The organism is Thalassobacter sp. (genome assembly GCF_982993085.1).
In genome coordinates, this window is record NZ_CEZFMW010000029.1 from 1 (window position 1) to 13809 (window position 13809).

General features: G+C 55.4%; 13 protein-coding genes and 1 tRNA gene. 8 read left to right on the forward strand and 6 right to left on the reverse strand.

Annotated elements, in window-relative coordinates:
• Positions 1–122: 122 nt before the first annotated feature.
• Complete coding sequence (locus AC4GMC_RS06530; RefSeq protein ID WP_487878455.1) at positions 123–1148, reverse strand: LacI family DNA-binding transcriptional regulator; 1026 nt, start codon at positions 1146–1148, stop codon at positions 123–125.
• Between the two features lie 209 nt (positions 1149–1357).
• Here AC4GMC_RS06530 and AC4GMC_RS06535 point away from each other — a divergent pair, with 209 nt between their 5' ends.
• A complete protein-coding gene (locus AC4GMC_RS06535; RefSeq protein ID WP_487878454.1) occupies positions 1358–1849 on the forward strand; it encodes an Lrp/AsnC family transcriptional regulator in 492 nt (163 codons plus the stop codon).
• 161 nt (positions 1850–2010) lie between these two features.
• Positions 2011–3153: a glycine cleavage T C-terminal barrel domain-containing protein gene (locus AC4GMC_RS06540; RefSeq protein ID WP_487878453.1), complete on the forward strand. Its 1143-nt coding sequence runs from the start codon at positions 2011–2013 to the stop codon at positions 3151–3153.
• A 106-nt stretch (positions 3154–3259) separates the two neighbouring features.
• Here AC4GMC_RS06540 and AC4GMC_RS06545 read toward each other — a convergent pair whose 3' ends face one another.
• Entirely contained in the window at positions 3260–3670 is a 411-nt protein-coding gene (locus tag AC4GMC_RS06545; protein ID WP_487878452.1) for a hypothetical protein, read from the reverse strand.
• Positions 3671–3869: 199 nt separating this feature from the next.
• Here AC4GMC_RS06545 and AC4GMC_RS06550 point away from each other — a divergent pair, with 199 nt between their 5' ends.
• Together AC4GMC_RS06550 and AC4GMC_RS06555 are read left to right on the forward strand one after the other, a co-directional pair.
• Positions 3870–4415, forward strand: coding sequence for a YaeQ family protein (locus AC4GMC_RS06550; protein WP_487877149.1), 546 nt, complete (start codon positions 3870–3872; stop codon positions 4413–4415).
• Between the two features lie 165 nt (positions 4416–4580).
• On the forward strand, positions 4581–5528 hold the full coding sequence (locus tag AC4GMC_RS06555) for a DMT family transporter (protein WP_487877150.1): 948 nt from the start codon (positions 4581–4583) through the stop codon (positions 5526–5528).
• A gap of 366 nt (positions 5529–5894) precedes the next feature.
• Here AC4GMC_RS06555 and AC4GMC_RS06560 read toward each other — a convergent pair whose 3' ends face one another.
• Complete coding sequence (locus AC4GMC_RS06560; RefSeq protein ID WP_487877151.1) at positions 5895–7100, reverse strand: acyl-CoA dehydrogenase family protein; 1206 nt, start codon at positions 7098–7100, stop codon at positions 5895–5897.
• 172 nt (positions 7101–7272) lie between these two features.
• Positions 7273–8301, reverse strand: coding sequence for a helix-turn-helix domain-containing protein (locus AC4GMC_RS06565; protein ID WP_487877152.1), 1029 nt, complete (start codon positions 8299–8301; stop codon positions 7273–7275).
• A 154-nt stretch (positions 8302–8455) separates the two neighbouring features.
• Here AC4GMC_RS06565 and AC4GMC_RS06570 point away from each other — a divergent pair.
• The 3 genes from AC4GMC_RS06570 (at position 8456) to AC4GMC_RS06580 (ending at position 12596) form a co-directional block, all read left to right on the forward strand.
• A tRNA-Gly gene (locus AC4GMC_RS06570) sits at positions 8456–8529 on the forward strand.
• Between the two features lie 144 nt (positions 8530–8673).
• Positions 8674–10503: an ABC transporter transmembrane domain-containing protein gene (locus AC4GMC_RS06575; RefSeq protein WP_487877153.1), complete on the forward strand. Its 1830-nt coding sequence runs from the start codon at positions 8674–8676 to the stop codon at positions 10501–10503.
• A 203-nt stretch (positions 10504–10706) separates the two neighbouring features.
• Positions 10707–12596 carry an acyl-CoA synthetase gene (locus AC4GMC_RS06580; RefSeq protein ID WP_487877154.1) on the forward strand — a complete coding sequence of 630 codons (1890 nt, stop codon included), beginning with the start codon at positions 10707–10709 and terminating at the stop codon, positions 12594–12596.
• A gap of 53 nt (positions 12597–12649) precedes the next feature.
• Here AC4GMC_RS06580 and AC4GMC_RS06585 read toward each other — a convergent pair whose 3' ends face one another.
• Positions 12650–12859 carry a cold-shock protein gene (locus AC4GMC_RS06585; RefSeq protein ID WP_038006922.1) on the reverse strand — a complete coding sequence of 70 codons (210 nt, stop codon included), beginning with the start codon at positions 12857–12859 and terminating at the stop codon, positions 12650–12652.
• Between the two features lie 162 nt (positions 12860–13021).
• Here AC4GMC_RS06585 and AC4GMC_RS06590 point away from each other — a divergent pair, with 162 nt between their 5' ends.
• Positions 13022–13351, forward strand: coding sequence for an ArsC/Spx/MgsR family protein (locus AC4GMC_RS06590; protein WP_487877155.1), 330 nt, complete (start codon positions 13022–13024; stop codon positions 13349–13351).
• On the opposite strand, the gene AC4GMC_RS06595 is transcribed toward AC4GMC_RS06590, so the two are convergent.
• Positions 13348–13809 (reverse strand): His/Gly/Thr/Pro-type tRNA ligase C-terminal domain-containing protein (locus tag AC4GMC_RS06595; protein WP_490391443.1); only part of this gene is annotated, 462 nt, incomplete at its 5' end. The two genes, AC4GMC_RS06590 and AC4GMC_RS06595, sit on opposite strands and share 4 nt — an antisense overlap.

Sequence of the window (13809 nt, forward strand, 5' to 3'; positions counted from 1 at the left end):
CCGCACAAAGTGCGCTCTTAATAGACATCCCTGATCCTCCCTGATTGGATGTTGTCCATCAAAGTTAAGAGGGCCGAGGCTTTGGGTCAATCAAAAATTTACGCGCGTAAATTATTTTGATCTCACGCGGAATCTCGGAGGATCAGTCGCCCCTCAAGTCTTGTGCTTTTCCAAGGAGATAGCTCACCGTCGATCACGGCGAATAATGCCTCTACGGCGGTCTGAGACACCGCATCATAGTCGTGTGAGATGGTCGTAAGCGGTGGGCAAGTGTAGCGCGAGTGGGGGTGACCGTCCTGTCCCGCGATACGAATCGAGGTGTCGGGATCGCGTCCCACGGTTACTTTTTGCTCACAACATGCGGTCAGCAATCCGATGGCCAGCCGGTCGTTACTGCACAGAACGGTGTTGGTCGAAAAAAGCCCTTGGTCAAGCGCGCGATGCCCGCCCAAGCGACCGATTTCCTCGAACCCCCAACCCTCACCTTTGACCGAAATCACGTTTGGCGTATGTCCAAATGCCTCCATTGCATTCAGATAGCTTTGACGACGGCGGTGCGCGTTCGGGTTGGCGGGTGTCTTCATCTCAAAAAAACAGGGGGGCTCACCGGTGCGACACAGGTAGTCCGTAATATGGCGGGTGAATTGGAAGTTGTCTGAGCCGACGAACGAAAGTCCCATTTCGCCAACGCTGCTGTCAAAGATCAGGGTTGGAACGTCACCGCAGAATTTTTCCAACGCGATGTGATCAGACGCGCGCCCCAAAGGCGCAAGCAACACACCCGCAGGTTTAAGGGAGCGCAATGTATCCAACACTTCAACCTCAAGCGCTGGATCTCCGTGCGAGCTGAATAATGTCGGGCGGTATCCGGCGGCGATACAGCGTTGTTCTAGGTTGCGGGCGATTTCCGCAAAGTAGGGGTCTGTCAGCAGGGGCACCACAATGCCGATGGTCTTGGTCAATTTGCGATTCTGGTTCATCGCATAAATGTTGGGGCGGTATTCGTGGGCCTCTAGGGCGGCTTCGATGCGTTGCCGCGTGCTGGCCCGCACGCTGCCGGGGTCGTTGAAATACTTGGATACCGTAGGGCGCGACAATCCGCTGACCGTTGCGAATTCTTCCATGTTGCGGATTTTTTTGTTCGTCATTCTACGCGCCTTAGGGTCTGTGCGACCTCGCCTTTAAAGTTACCGTAAAGCAGAAAATCTTGGCGCGCGCAAAAATAAACGTTCTGGGTGTGCAGTCTTGAACTGACACCTTTCCCGATTTTACGTCCGATATTGTTGGTGGGGACAATCGGCGCTAGGTCAAAAAGGCCGCCGCGATATGGCTGCGTGAGCCGATGAGAGACCCGAACATGAAAAAGCTGAACCTTGATGCCACGGATATTCGTATCCTGAGTGCCGTTCAGCAGTATGGGCAGTTGAGCAAGACGCGGCTGGCCGCGCTGGTAAACCTATCGGCGACGCCGTGTTGGGCGCGGCTCGACCGGCTAAAAGCTGCGGGGTATATTCGCGGCTATCACGCGGATCTGGCGCTAGAACGGATCGTGGATTTTACACAGATCGTGGTCACGGTATCCCTTGGGTCGCACCGCAAGGTCGAATTTGACAGGTTTGAGGATCACATCCGCCAATTGGATGAGGTCACCCACTGTATCGCAACGGGTGGAGGCATGGACTATGTGATGACCATCGTCACGCCTAATCTGCAGGCCTTTCAAGCGTTGATGGACGACATGCTTTTGGCTGATCTCGCGATTGAAAAGTACATGACCTACATCGCGACGCGTCAGGTCAAAGCCAGTCAGCCGAGCCTCGGGAAATTAGCTGCCACCGTTGGCAAATAAGCCTATCCGACCAAACGGTCTAAGAGCGACCTAATTCTTGGTCCGATTGGACTGAAAATACCCCATTTTCGGGCCTATGCGCTTCGCTTTTTCAATCTAAATCACAGGCAGGTTTCAAGACATATCTGGCCGGTCAGGCCACCTGCTATGAGGGCGAAAAAATGACACAAACAGACGACTTTGGTTTTGGCACGCAGATCCGAAAATCCCCATTCTTTGACGCCACCGTTCGGTGGGGCGCGCAGGGTTTTTCTGTTTATAATCATATGTATATTCCTCGCGATTTTGGCGACCCGGAACAGAACTTTTGGAACCTCGTGAATGAGGCGATCCTGTGTGATGTGGCCGTTGAGCGGCAGGTAGAGATCACCGGTCCAGATGCTGCAAAGTTCGTGCAAATGTTGACGCCGCGCGACCTGTCCAAGATGGCGGTGGGGCAATGCAAATATATCCTGATTACCAACGCCGAAGGGGGCATTCTGAATGACCCGATCCTGCTGCGCTTGGCCGAGAACCATTTCTGGATTTCGCTGGCGGACAGCGATATCCTTTTGTGGGCGCAGGGCGTTGCAGTTTTTGCGGGGATGGACGTTAAAATCCATGAGCCTGACGTATCGCCACTTCAGCTACAGGGGCCAAAATCGGGGCTCATCATGCAGGAGCTTTTTGGCGAAAGCATCATGGATCTGAAGTACTATTGGCTGCGGGAACTGGAGCTTGACGGCATCCCGTTGGTCGTTTCGCGTACTGGGTGGTCAAGCGAGCTGGGTTATGAATTGTACCTGCGCGATGGCAGTCAAGGTGACGCCCTTTGGGAACGCATTATGGCCGCAGGTCTGCAACATGGGCTGAAGCCCGGGCATACCTCTTCGATCCGCCGGATTGAGGGAGGAATGCTATCCTACCACGCGGACGCCGACATCCACACCAACCCATTTGAGCTGGGGTTTGATCGACTGGTCAACCTTGAGATGGAGGCGGACTTCATCGGCAAGGCTGCGTTGCGTCAGATCAAGGAAGATGGTCCTGCGCGCAAGCAAGTGGGGTTGGTGATCGATTGTGATCCGCTGACTGGGCCGAACACAACGTTCTGGAGCGTCAACCAAGGCGGAGAGCCGATTGGGAAAGTGACGTCCGCTGTCTATTCGCCGCGTCTCAACCAAAACATCGCGCTTGCTATGGTCGCGGCAGATGCGGCTGTTGTGGGGGCTGAGGTTGAGGTCGTGACCAAGTCAGGCCCGACGCGCGCGACAGTTGTTGAACGCCCGTTCTATGACGCTAAAAAGCAGATCGCAGCAGCGTAATTAAGCTTCAGCGATCAACCGTAAGTACATACTTACGGTTGATCGCGGCCAATCCATCGGCCAAATGTCTGTGTGCCGTTCGATTGCGATGCGGTGCCGCAGACCGTTAGGCCGGAACGCCGATCACTTTTCCGGGCTGTATATGGGCAGGATCAAATGCTTTGCGCGAGAAAACCTCGTGGACGAGTTCGGCAAAGCTCTCCAATGGGTCTGTGGGGTATTCAGGGTCAAAGCTGGATTGATCCCAATGTTCGCAGAAATCGATGCATGACTGATAAAAGGGGCTGTCTTTGTATTGTGCGCGTAGCTCACGATCCCAGCCGTAGTGGTGGGCGTAATAGTACATTTGGAAAATGCCGTGATGCTCAACCACCCATGTCACTTCTTCGCGCAGAAGCCGGTCTGCGGTTCCCGCGCGGTGGACTTCTTCCAAGGCTTCGAGCATTTCGTACTCTTCACGACTACCGTCCTTCATGGCTGTGAAATTCACCGTTTCAGACATTCTAGGTGTTTCCATCAATTTGCGCCTGTTGGGCATATTCTGGCGTTTGTTCGGGCGGTCAACATGGGACCGCACTGCATGGCAATCGCCTTTTGCCATACAGCGCCTGTGCGGCATGAAAATAAGCCGTCAGATAGGCCCATAGTCACAGCCTGCTTTCCAATGGTCGCAAGACGGAGTAGGCATCCCAATCGTTACAGGATCGGGACACGTCATGGCGCAGAAAGCCACCATTTATAAAGTCGAACTCTCAGTTTCTGATATGGATCGCCACTACTACGAAACCCATAAGCTGACGGTGGCCAAGCACCCTTCTGAGACGGATGAACGTCTTATGGTGCGCCTTGTTGCGTTTGCGTTGAATGCGCATGAGCACCTAGAAATGACGAAGGGCCTGTCCACGGATGATGAGCCCGACATTTGGCAAAAAAGCCTCAGCGGTGAGCTGGACGTGTGGGTGGCTTTGGGATTGCCAAGCGAGAAGGTGATCCGCCGGTCCTGTGGTAAAGCGGGCAAGGTGATCCTCTATCCCTACGGTGGCAAAACGGCCGAGATGTGGTGGGATAAGGTGAAAAATAGCACCACACGCTTTGACAATTTGCAGGTCGTGAATTTGGCCGAAGCCGACACGGACGGGCTGGCAAAATTGGCGAGCCGGACCATGAAGCTTCAGGTCAATATCCAAGATGGTGAAGTGATGGTGAGTGTGGATGATAGCATGGTTTACCTCACCCCGGTGGAGTGGAAGGGCGCGGCCTAACCTGCGCTTTTGTTTTTCAAAACTGGGCGGATCGGCGTTTGAGTTTAACTACAGATGACGCCGCGCCCGATCGGTTGCCTGCCTTGGCCATGGGGCGGTCTAAGCCGACAGCCGATTGTCGCTAAATGAACAGACCGGTGCGGGCATGGCGCCTACGTGGGTCTCATGAGCACCGCTGCCATTTATACTCCCTCCGCTGATCGCACTCTTTCCGGTGTCGCCCTGATGCTGGGGTTTTGCGTCACCGCACCACTCTTGGATGTGGCGGCCAAGCTGGCGTCAGACAGCGTCCCAGTGGGGCAAATCACAACGGCGCGTTTTCTCGTGCAATGCCTGTTGATGGCGCCGTTTGTCTGGGCCATGGGGCTGTCGTTGCATGTCGCGCGGGGGCAATGGTTGGCTCTTGTGTCGCGCGCTGCTTTTTTGCTGGTCTCAACCTTTTGCTTTATTGCAGCGATCCGTGTGATGCCTTTGGCTGATGCACTTGCGATCGTGTTTCTGGCGCCGTTCATCGTGCTTTTGGTGGGAAAGTTTTACTTGGGTGAGGATGTCGGCCCACGCCGCGTTGGTGCGGCTATGGTCGGCTTTTTGGGGGTTTTATGCGTGATCCAGCCCAGTTTTGCGGCCTTTGGCGCCGTCGCACTGTTCCCGCTGGGCACGGCAGTGGGATTTGCGTTCTACATATTGGTCACGCGTGGTTTGTCGCGCCGAATGCATCCGGTCACGTTGCAATTCCACACGGGCTTGATCGCCAGCTTGTTGTGCCTGCCGGTGATGATACTGTCTGAGGGTTCAGGCTCCGCGATGCTCGATCCGGTTTGGCCTGTCGGGATCAATTGGCTTTGGCTGTTCGGTGTCGGATTTTTCGCGACCCTCAGCCATATGATGATGACCTATGCACTTTCGCTGGCACCTTCCGCGACACTGGCGCCGTTGCAGTATCTTGAACTGCCTGTGGCGACTTTTCTGGGATATTGGGTGTTTCGCGATTTTCCCAACGCGCTGGCCCTTACGGGTATTGTCATCATCATCGGTGCGGGTCTGTATATGATCCACCGTGAACGTGTCACGGCTCGTCAGCTTGCGACCAGCCTCACACCGCCGTCTATCTGAGCCGGATTCACGCCTCTAAGCCCTTCAAAGGGGGATGATTTTAGACGTTCGGTTCAAAATGCCTCGGATACAGTACCGAGCATTTTTGTTGCTTCTCACCCGTACTGCTGGGGCTGCAAGAAACGCTTGATCGTATTTGCCTATTATTTGTCTGTGTTCGAATAGGGCCAAACGTAGCGATGCGTTTTGTGCGGATGATCTGCCCAAACGTACTCAGTCGCTGGAAAATGCGCCAGTTTCAGACCTCGTTGAGGGGGCACAGTTTTGGCCCGACAATCTGGGATATCTATGCGGCATTGATCTGGCCAGAACATCATGTCTTCTGGCCAGATCAAGGGGAGAAATAGGCGTGCCTAGAAACCGGGATTACTCGGCTGCGATCGCCCCCGTATTTTCTTCTTTTTCGCCAAATCCTTTGGGCACGGGCAGATCTGGCAACGTTGCTGCGCGCTTTTGGAGGGCCCGTCCAATAACCACCCGGCTGATTTCAGTCGTGCCATCCACGATCCGCAACATCTGCGCCAAGCGTGAGAGTCGGTCCAACCCATAAGGTTGCAAAAGGCCCATGCCCCCCAACACTTGCGTACATGTATTGGCGGCCTTTACCGCCGCGTCGGGCACAAAGCGTTTTGCATGCGCGGCCATCAATGGGCCCTCCGGCGTGCCGAGTGCCTCAGCGGCCTTACGATACAGCAGTTTTGAAGCCTCTAGGTCGGTTGCAACTTCACCCAGCATCCACTGGATGCCGTCCAGATCGAGGTTCTTGCCACCAAACATTTTGCGGTTCTTGGCATAAGACAGTGCCGTATCAAGCGCGGCTTGCATCAGGCCGCAACACCCAGATGCAATAGACACCCGCGCGATATCGATGGCCATAAGCGACCCCTGCAGGCCCTGACCGATTGGGAGGATGATGTTGTCTTCGCTGACGACAACTTGATCCAGATGCATCTCCGACATTGGCAGGAAATTATAGGACGGCGTGTCATATAGCGGGCCAAAACTAATGCCCTCAGCGTCTGCTGGAATGGCGATCATGGCCATATCCTTGTGGCCTGGCGCATCGCTGGTTTTGACGACGGTAAAGTAGACGTCGGCTTCGGTCGCCAAACTGACCCAAGCTTTTTTGCCACTGATGGTCCATGTGCCGTCGCCGTTAATGGTGGCGCGTGTGTACATCTGCATTGGGTCAGAGCCGGACTGTGGTTCCGTCAGTGCAAAGTTCGCCAGTTTGCGGCCCGAGGTGAGATCACGCGCCCATTTGTCCTTGAATGCATCTGTGCCGTAGCCACAGCCCGCAAACGTGCAAATATTATGCATCGAAAGAGCGAAGGCGTAGGCGCCGTCGCCTAAGCCAAGTTGTTCATAAACCTGAATGCCTTCCGCCAAGGGCAATCCTTGGCCACCTAATTCCTCGGGCGCGTAAAGCCCCATCAACCCAGCTTCACCAGCCTTGTCAGATGCATCACGCGGCCATGTTTTTGCAGCGTTCCACGCGTCGACATTCGGCGCGATCACCTCTTTCGCATGGGCATGAGCGATCTCAAGGATGGAGCTGAGTTTTTCGGACATGGATCGTTTCCTTTGGTATCTACAATAGTCGCATCTCGCCATGGTCCCCAAGGGCTATGCTTGGAGGAAGCTTTGAAATCTGTCTACAAGCGCGGTTTTTAAAATATTTATCTGCGCAGCCTGGCCAAATACATCTCGGGAGGTGACAGGTTATTGTCGAAAAGTGACAATATCAGTCATCTTGCACCGCGTGGCGTCGATAGGCGCGCGGTGTGTTGCCTGTCCATCTGTGAAACGCGCGATGGAAATTTGCGGCCGAGGAAAATCCGACCTCATGGGCTATAGCTTCAACGCTTTTTTCACCAACCAATAGATGCCGGATCGCTATGTCCCTGCGCAAATCATCTTTGATGGATTGGAACGACACCCCGTCGGCCTGCAGCTTGCGCATAAGCGTGCGCGGCGTGGTGTGCATGAATCGCGCCGCGTCGTTCAGAGTTGTTTTGTCCCACCCCGCGGTACTGAGGTAGCTACGCACGCGCAGCGCCTGCGTGTGTTCGCTTGATCGGGTGAAAATCCAATCTCGCGGCGCATTTTCTAGAAACAGGTCTAGTTCCGCTGTGGAGCGCATCTGGACGGGTCCAATCCCCTCTAGATCAAAAGCGATGAACGTTTCAGGGGTGTCAAACACCACGGGTGCGGGAAAAATAACGGCATAGTCCTGTGCAAATTCTGGGCTCTCAAAGGTAAAACCGACCCTGCTGACAGGGACCTCGCGCCGTGCAAGCCACGACACCAAACCATGCGCCAATTTGAGGATCAGCATGTGCCCAAATCTCTGCGCAGGGCTTTGGCCTTGTGGCTGTAGGGTGAGAACCCATTCTGAACCCGCTTGGTTCAGCGTGAATTGATAGTCATCCAGAAGCAAGTTCCAGAACGTCGAAAAACGATACAGCGCGGATGGCAGGGAGGTCGCTTCGCGCACAGATGTCAAAAGGTGCTGCAAGGCGCGCGGCCTGATTGGCCTGCTCCATAACCCCATCATTTCGTCACCGGTTTCCACCGCTGCGCGTTGGTAGAGGCCAACGATTTGATCCAAGGTAACCCGGCCCTGAGATGGGTTTTGGTCCGCAATCAGATTGGCGCGTTCCAGAAGCAATTGGTACTCAGCTTGTGTGCAAAGCGGGCGCAAGGCGGCAAGCCAATCCGCAATGAAGGGGCGAGAAACGGTTGAATAATATGTTGGTGTGGCCGATGTCATGGGCTGTTGCTATCACTTGTGTATCCGTCATTGAACACTTTGGATTATTCGCGGCGAATTGGGGGCAGAGCAGATTGGTGCCGGTGTGAGCGGAGCCAAAGTGTTGTAGCCCTTGACCTCACTCAAAAGGTCAAATACTCACCAGATCAAGGTCGCGGGCGTTGTGTAATGGTAAGACCTCAGCCTTCCAAGCTGATGATACGGGTTCGATTCCCGTCGCCCGCTCCAACCTGTTCCCAATAATATGAATGAGCGTTTCGTTGGGGCGCTGATGCCTTCTTGCGGCGCGGCAAAGCGCTCCGGTTTGGGTCGCGTGCTTGTCACGCTCGACACGGGCCTTTAAGCAGTTGGAAACGATGCGGACATACCTTCATGACTAATGCGACCGACATTGGCCAAGCTTCGGCTCCGGTATCCCAGCCTAAACCGGCCGAGGAGGAGCGCGCACGCTCCAAGAAAATCGGCTCTTTGCAGGCGCTTTGGCCGTTCATAGCCCCTTACCGAGTATTGTTGTTCGCCGCCCTCGGTGCACTTGTTTTGACCGCTTGCGTGAGCCTGACACTGCCCTTGGCTGTGCGCCGTGTGGTGGATGGGTTTCAGATGGGGTCGTCCGAGTTGCTCGACAAATATTTTGTGGCTGCCCTTGGGATCGCCGGGCTTTTGGCTATTGGGACAGGGCTGCGGTACTATCTTGTGACGCGACTGGGTGAGCGTGTTGTCGCAGACATTCGCACAGCGGTTTTTGCCCGTATGATCACCATGAGCCCCTCGTTTTTTGAAAAGATCATGACAGGTGAGGTTCTGAGCCGGATCACGACGGACACGACGTTGCTGTTGTCGGTGATCGGTTCATCGGTCTCAATTGCGTTGCGCAATATATTGATTTTCCTAGGCGGTCTGGGCCTGATGATGTGGACCACGCCCAAGTTATCCGTGCTTGTGGTGATGATTGTGCCGCTTGTTGTGGTGCCAATTGTTGTTTTGGGCCGTCGCCTGCGTCGTCTCAGCAAAGAAAACCAAGACTGGATTGCGGACAGTTCAGGCAAAGCGTCAGAGAACCTTTTGTCGGCACAAACCGTGCAGGCATTTACGCACGAACGTCAGACAGCGAACCTGTTTGCATCCGTGACAGAGGCCTCATTCGAGAGCGCGAAGACACGCATCAAGACCCGTGCTGTGATGACAGTGATCGTGATCTCATTGATCTTTGTTGGCATCGTAGGTGTTTTGTGGATCGGGGCGCGGGATGTCCGCGCTGAAATCATGACCATTGGTGAGCTGATCCAGTTCCTGATTTACGCGATTATGGTCGCGGGATCCGTTGGCGCCTTGTCTGAAATTTGGGGCGAATTGCAACGAGCTGCTGGCGCGACCGAGCGCTTGGTTGAACTGCTAGAGGAGCACGATGCCGTAGCAGACCCCGCCGTGCCGCAGGCGTTGCCGAACGGCGGGCGCGGCGCGTTGGAGTTTGATAACGTGACCTTCCGCTATCCCGCCCGGCCGGAAACCGCGGCGTTGAACGGTGTGTCGCTGCGTGTGGAACCGGGCGAAACGGTTGCCCTTGTTGGTCCCTCAGGGGCGGGTAAATCCACTATTATCCAGCTGATCCAGCGGTTCTACGATCCAAGCGAGGGCGAGATCCGTTTGGACGGTTTGAACCTGCAATCGATGAACCGTGCGGCTTTTCGCAAGGCCATAGCGCTAGTACCCCAAGAGGCAGTGATCTTTGCGGCCTCTGCCCGCGAGAATATCCGTTTTGGTCGGCCCGATGCCAGTGACGCAGAGGTCGAAGCCGCAGCAAAAGCCGCCGCAGCGCATGGGTTTTTGTCGGCCTTACCTGAAGGCTATGACACCTATGTGGGTGAGCGGGGTGTAATGTTGTCCGGTGGTCAGAAACAACGGATCGCCATTGCACGCGCCATCCTGCGCGATGCGCCAATCTTGCTGCTGGACGAGGCCACAAGTGCATTGGACGCCGAAAGTGAGCGGTTGGTCCAAGAGGCCGTGACCGCGATGTCCAAAGATCGCACGACGCTGATCGTTGCACACCGGCTTGCGACAGTGAAACAGGCCGATCGCATTCTTGTTTTTGAGAATGGTCAGATCATTGCTGAGGGCACGCATGATAGTTTGGTTGCGCAGGGGGGGCTGTATGCTCGGCTCGCGCGGTTACAATTCACCGACGGCGTCGCAGCGGAATAAGTCAACCATCTGAAAGGTGCCCCCGCTTGGGGGCATTTTAGATTTAGGGGGCGCTGCCCCCGGCCTTTGGCCTCCCCCGGAGTATTTCGAGAACAAAGGAGGCGCTGGCGACACGCAGCGTCACGGTTGTTTTGTATGATCCGGTTTTGCATCCTTATGATTAAGCGTCCGATGCGGCGTGGTCATCAAGGGAGGGTGGCATCATGGCGTCGTTTGCGTCCAAAGCCGATATCATGGAAATCGAGCGTGCGGAGCCTTGGCCGGATGTTGCGCCAGCGTCGACGCTATATCAGTTGTTGTCTCAGACAGCGGCGCGGCATCCTAATCGCCCGGCTATTTCGTTTCAGTTGTTTTCTGGCGCCTCCGATCCTGCGGTGACCCTGAGCTGGGCGGACTTTCATAGCCGTGTGACGCAAGCGGCCAACCTGTTTCGATCCTTGGGCGTGGGTGAGACCGACACGGTTGCCTACGTTTTACCTAACTGCAATGAGACGCCAGCCGTCTTGTTGGGCGGGGCGGTTGCGGGGGGGGTATGCCCGGTGAACCCGCTGCTGGAGCCTGCTCAGATTGCGTCTATTTTGCGAGAGACAGGGGCCAAGGTTGTTGTCACTCTTCGGCCCTTTCCCAAGACAGATGTCGCGCAGCAGGTGGCCGAGGCTGTTGCGCTGGCGCCTAGTGTTGAGGCCGTGCTGCAAGTGGATCTGTTGGGTTACTTGACGGGCGTCAAGCGGTTGGTCGTGCCGTTCGTTCGGCCCAAGGTGACGGTAAATCACAATGCGCGCATCTTGGATTTTGAGACTGAGTGTCTGCAACATCGCAGTGATGGCCTTGATTTTGACGACAGTGCGGGGGACCGCGTGGCGGCCTATTTCCATACGGGCGGTACCACGGGTATGCCCAAAGTCGCGCAGCACACTTATGCGGGGATCATTTATAATGGGTGGATTGGGCATCGTTTGTTGTTCACGGAACACGACAATATCATCTGTCCGCTGCCCTTGTTTCATGTCTTTGCGTGCCATGTCATCTTGATGGCAGCGGTTACATCGGGGGCCCATGTGGTGTTCCCAACGCCCCAAGGATACCGGGGTGAGGGGGTGTTCGACAATTTTTGGAAGTTGGTTGAGCGGTGGAAAATCAGCTTTATCATTACCGTGCCAACTGCAATTGCAGCCAAAATGCAGCGCCCTGTGGATGCGGATATCTCAAGCGTAAAGACAGCCTTTTCGGGGTCTTCGCCGCTGCCGGTTGAGTTGTTCAACCGGTTTGAGGCGGCGACAGGGGTGAACATTATCGAAGGGTACGGATTGACCGAGGCCACGTGCCTTGTGTCGTGTAACCCGGTGGATGGGGTCAAAAAAGTTGGATCTGTTGGGGTGCCGTTCATGCATTCTAACGTTAAGATTTTCCGGCTTACAGATGGTCGGGTGGTTGAATGCGCAACCGATGAGATCGGAGAGATCTGTGTCGACAATCCGGGTGTCCTAGAGGGGGGCACCTATACAGAGGCCGTCAAAAACCGCGATCTGTTTTATCACGATGTCTATCTGCGCACGGGGGATTTGGGGCGGATAGATGAGGATGGCTATTTGTGGATCACCGGGCGCGCTAAGGACCTGATCATCCGTGGGGGGCACAATATTGATCCCGCAGAAATAGAGGAAGCGCTTGCCGGCCATGAGGCGGTGGCATTTGTCGGGGCTATCGGACAGCCCGATGCGTTTGCGGGTGAATTACCTTGTGCCTATGTCGAACTGGTTGCCGGGTCTAACGTCACAGCGGAAGAATTGGTGACTTATGCAAAACAGCACGTGGCGGAGCGCGCCGCACAGCCAAAGTATATTGAGATCATGGAAGAGCTGCCCAAGACAGCTGTGGGCAAAATCTTTAAGCCTGATCTTCGTAAATCCGCGATCATGCGCGTGTACAACGCCGCCTTAAGCGAAGCCGGGATTGAGGCCCGTGTCGAACGAGTGGTGGAGGACAAAAAACGAGGCCTCGTCGCGCATGTCAGCCGCAAGGGCGATGCTGACGAAGGTGCGGTGTCACAAGTTCTTGGGGTTTATGCGCGCCCTTGGGAATGGGCCGGATAAGCCGTCCGATGCTTTGACGCGCCCCGATGTAATGCGGGGCGCGCGCGTAGGCATTAGTCGAGAGCCACGAGATCAGACGCCGAGGACCGACCGTCGCGTCCCTCACGCAATTCAAACTGGATTTTTTGATCATCCCGCAGGCCCGTCATGCCCGCGCGTTCGACCGCAGAAATGTGGACAAAGATGTCTTTTCCGCCGTCGTCAGGGGCAATGAAACCATAACCCTTTGTTGTATTGAACCATTTTACAGTGCCGGTGGCCATCCCGGTGTCTCCTATTTGTCCGTTCGCCCATAGGCGTCTGTTCTTTGCTCCAGCCACCTCGGCCGTAAGCTTGATGGCAAATTAACTATTGCGTAAACCAACAAAGACAAGGCGACGCGCATCGACCACGATTTCCGCAAGGTCGCGCGACAGGGGGACAACATGGTTAAACTTTATGGGATCAAGGCATGTGATACATGCCGCAAGGCGCTTAAGTCCTTGGAAAAGTCCGGATTTGCGCCGGAATTTCACGACGTGCGCGACGCGCCACTCGAGGTTGAAACGCTCGAAACGTTTCTTAGCGTTTTGGGAAGCGACTTGTTGAACACCCGATCCACCACGTGGCGCGGCCTGTCCGAGGCAGAACGGACGCAAGAACCAATAGCGCTTTTGCAGGCGCACCCAACTTTGATGAAACGCCCCGTCATTGATCATGACGGGACGCTGACTTTGGGGTGGGGCAAGCCCGTGCAGGCCGCCTTTGGGGTTTAGCGCAGATCAGGCGCCACGGCGTCTGCTGCCAACATTTCGACCACCTCAGAGAGCGGCAAAACCTGTGTCTGTTTCTCACCCAAACGGCGCAGCGTGACTGTGCCGTCCTCAACTTCTTTTCGGCCCACCGCAAGGATCACGGGCACTTTGCCCAGCGAATGCTCGCGGACCTTGTAGTTGATCTTTTCGTTGCGCAAATCTGCTTCTGCCTTAATGCCAGCAGCTTTCAATTGCGCCACAGCGTCCGTGCAGAAATCATCTGCATCCGATACGATTGAGGCCACTACCACCTGACGCGGCGCGAGCCAGAATGGCAGCTTGCCTGCGTGTTCCTCGATCAGGATGCCGATGAACCGTTCAAACGAGCCAAGCGTTGCACGGTGCAGCATTACCGGGCGGTGACGTTGGCTGTCTTGGCCGATGTAGCTGGCGTCCAGCCGCTCAGGCAGGACGAAATC

Bases quoted from the DNA above. Each gene is read 5' to 3' on its own strand.
- AC4GMC_RS06530 (WP_487878455.1), bottom strand. From the start codon at position 1,148: ATGACGAACAAAAAAATCCGCAACATGGAAGAATTCGCAACGGTCAGC.
- AC4GMC_RS06535 (WP_487878454.1), top strand. From the start codon at position 1,358: ATGAAAAAGCTGAACCTTGATGCCACGGATATTCGTATCCTGAGTGCC.
- AC4GMC_RS06540 (WP_487878453.1), top strand. From the start codon at position 2,011: ATGACACAAACAGACGACTTTGGTTTTGGCACGCAGATCCGAAAATCC.
- AC4GMC_RS06545 (WP_487878452.1), bottom strand. From the start codon at position 3,670: ATGGAAACACCTAGAATGTCTGAAACGGTGAATTTCACAGCCATGAAG.
- AC4GMC_RS06550 (WP_487877149.1), top strand. From the start codon at position 3,870: ATGGCGCAGAAAGCCACCATTTATAAAGTCGAACTCTCAGTTTCTGAT.
- AC4GMC_RS06555 (WP_487877150.1), top strand. From the start codon at position 4,581: ATGAGCACCGCTGCCATTTATACTCCCTCCGCTGATCGCACTCTTTCC.
- AC4GMC_RS06560 (WP_487877151.1), bottom strand. From the start codon at position 7,100: ATGTCCGAAAAACTCAGCTCCATCCTTGAGATCGCTCATGCCCATGCG.
- AC4GMC_RS06565 (WP_487877152.1), bottom strand. From the start codon at position 8,301: ATGACATCGGCCACACCAACATATTATTCAACCGTTTCTCGCCCCTTC.
- AC4GMC_RS06575 (WP_487877153.1), top strand. From the start codon at position 8,674: ATGACTAATGCGACCGACATTGGCCAAGCTTCGGCTCCGGTATCCCAG.
- AC4GMC_RS06580 (WP_487877154.1), top strand. From the start codon at position 10,707: ATGGCGTCGTTTGCGTCCAAAGCCGATATCATGGAAATCGAGCGTGCG.
- AC4GMC_RS06585 (WP_038006922.1), bottom strand. From the start codon at position 12,859: ATGGCCACCGGCACTGTAAAATGGTTCAATACAACAAAGGGTTATGGT.
- AC4GMC_RS06590 (WP_487877155.1), top strand. From the start codon at position 13,022: ATGGTTAAACTTTATGGGATCAAGGCATGTGATACATGCCGCAAGGCG.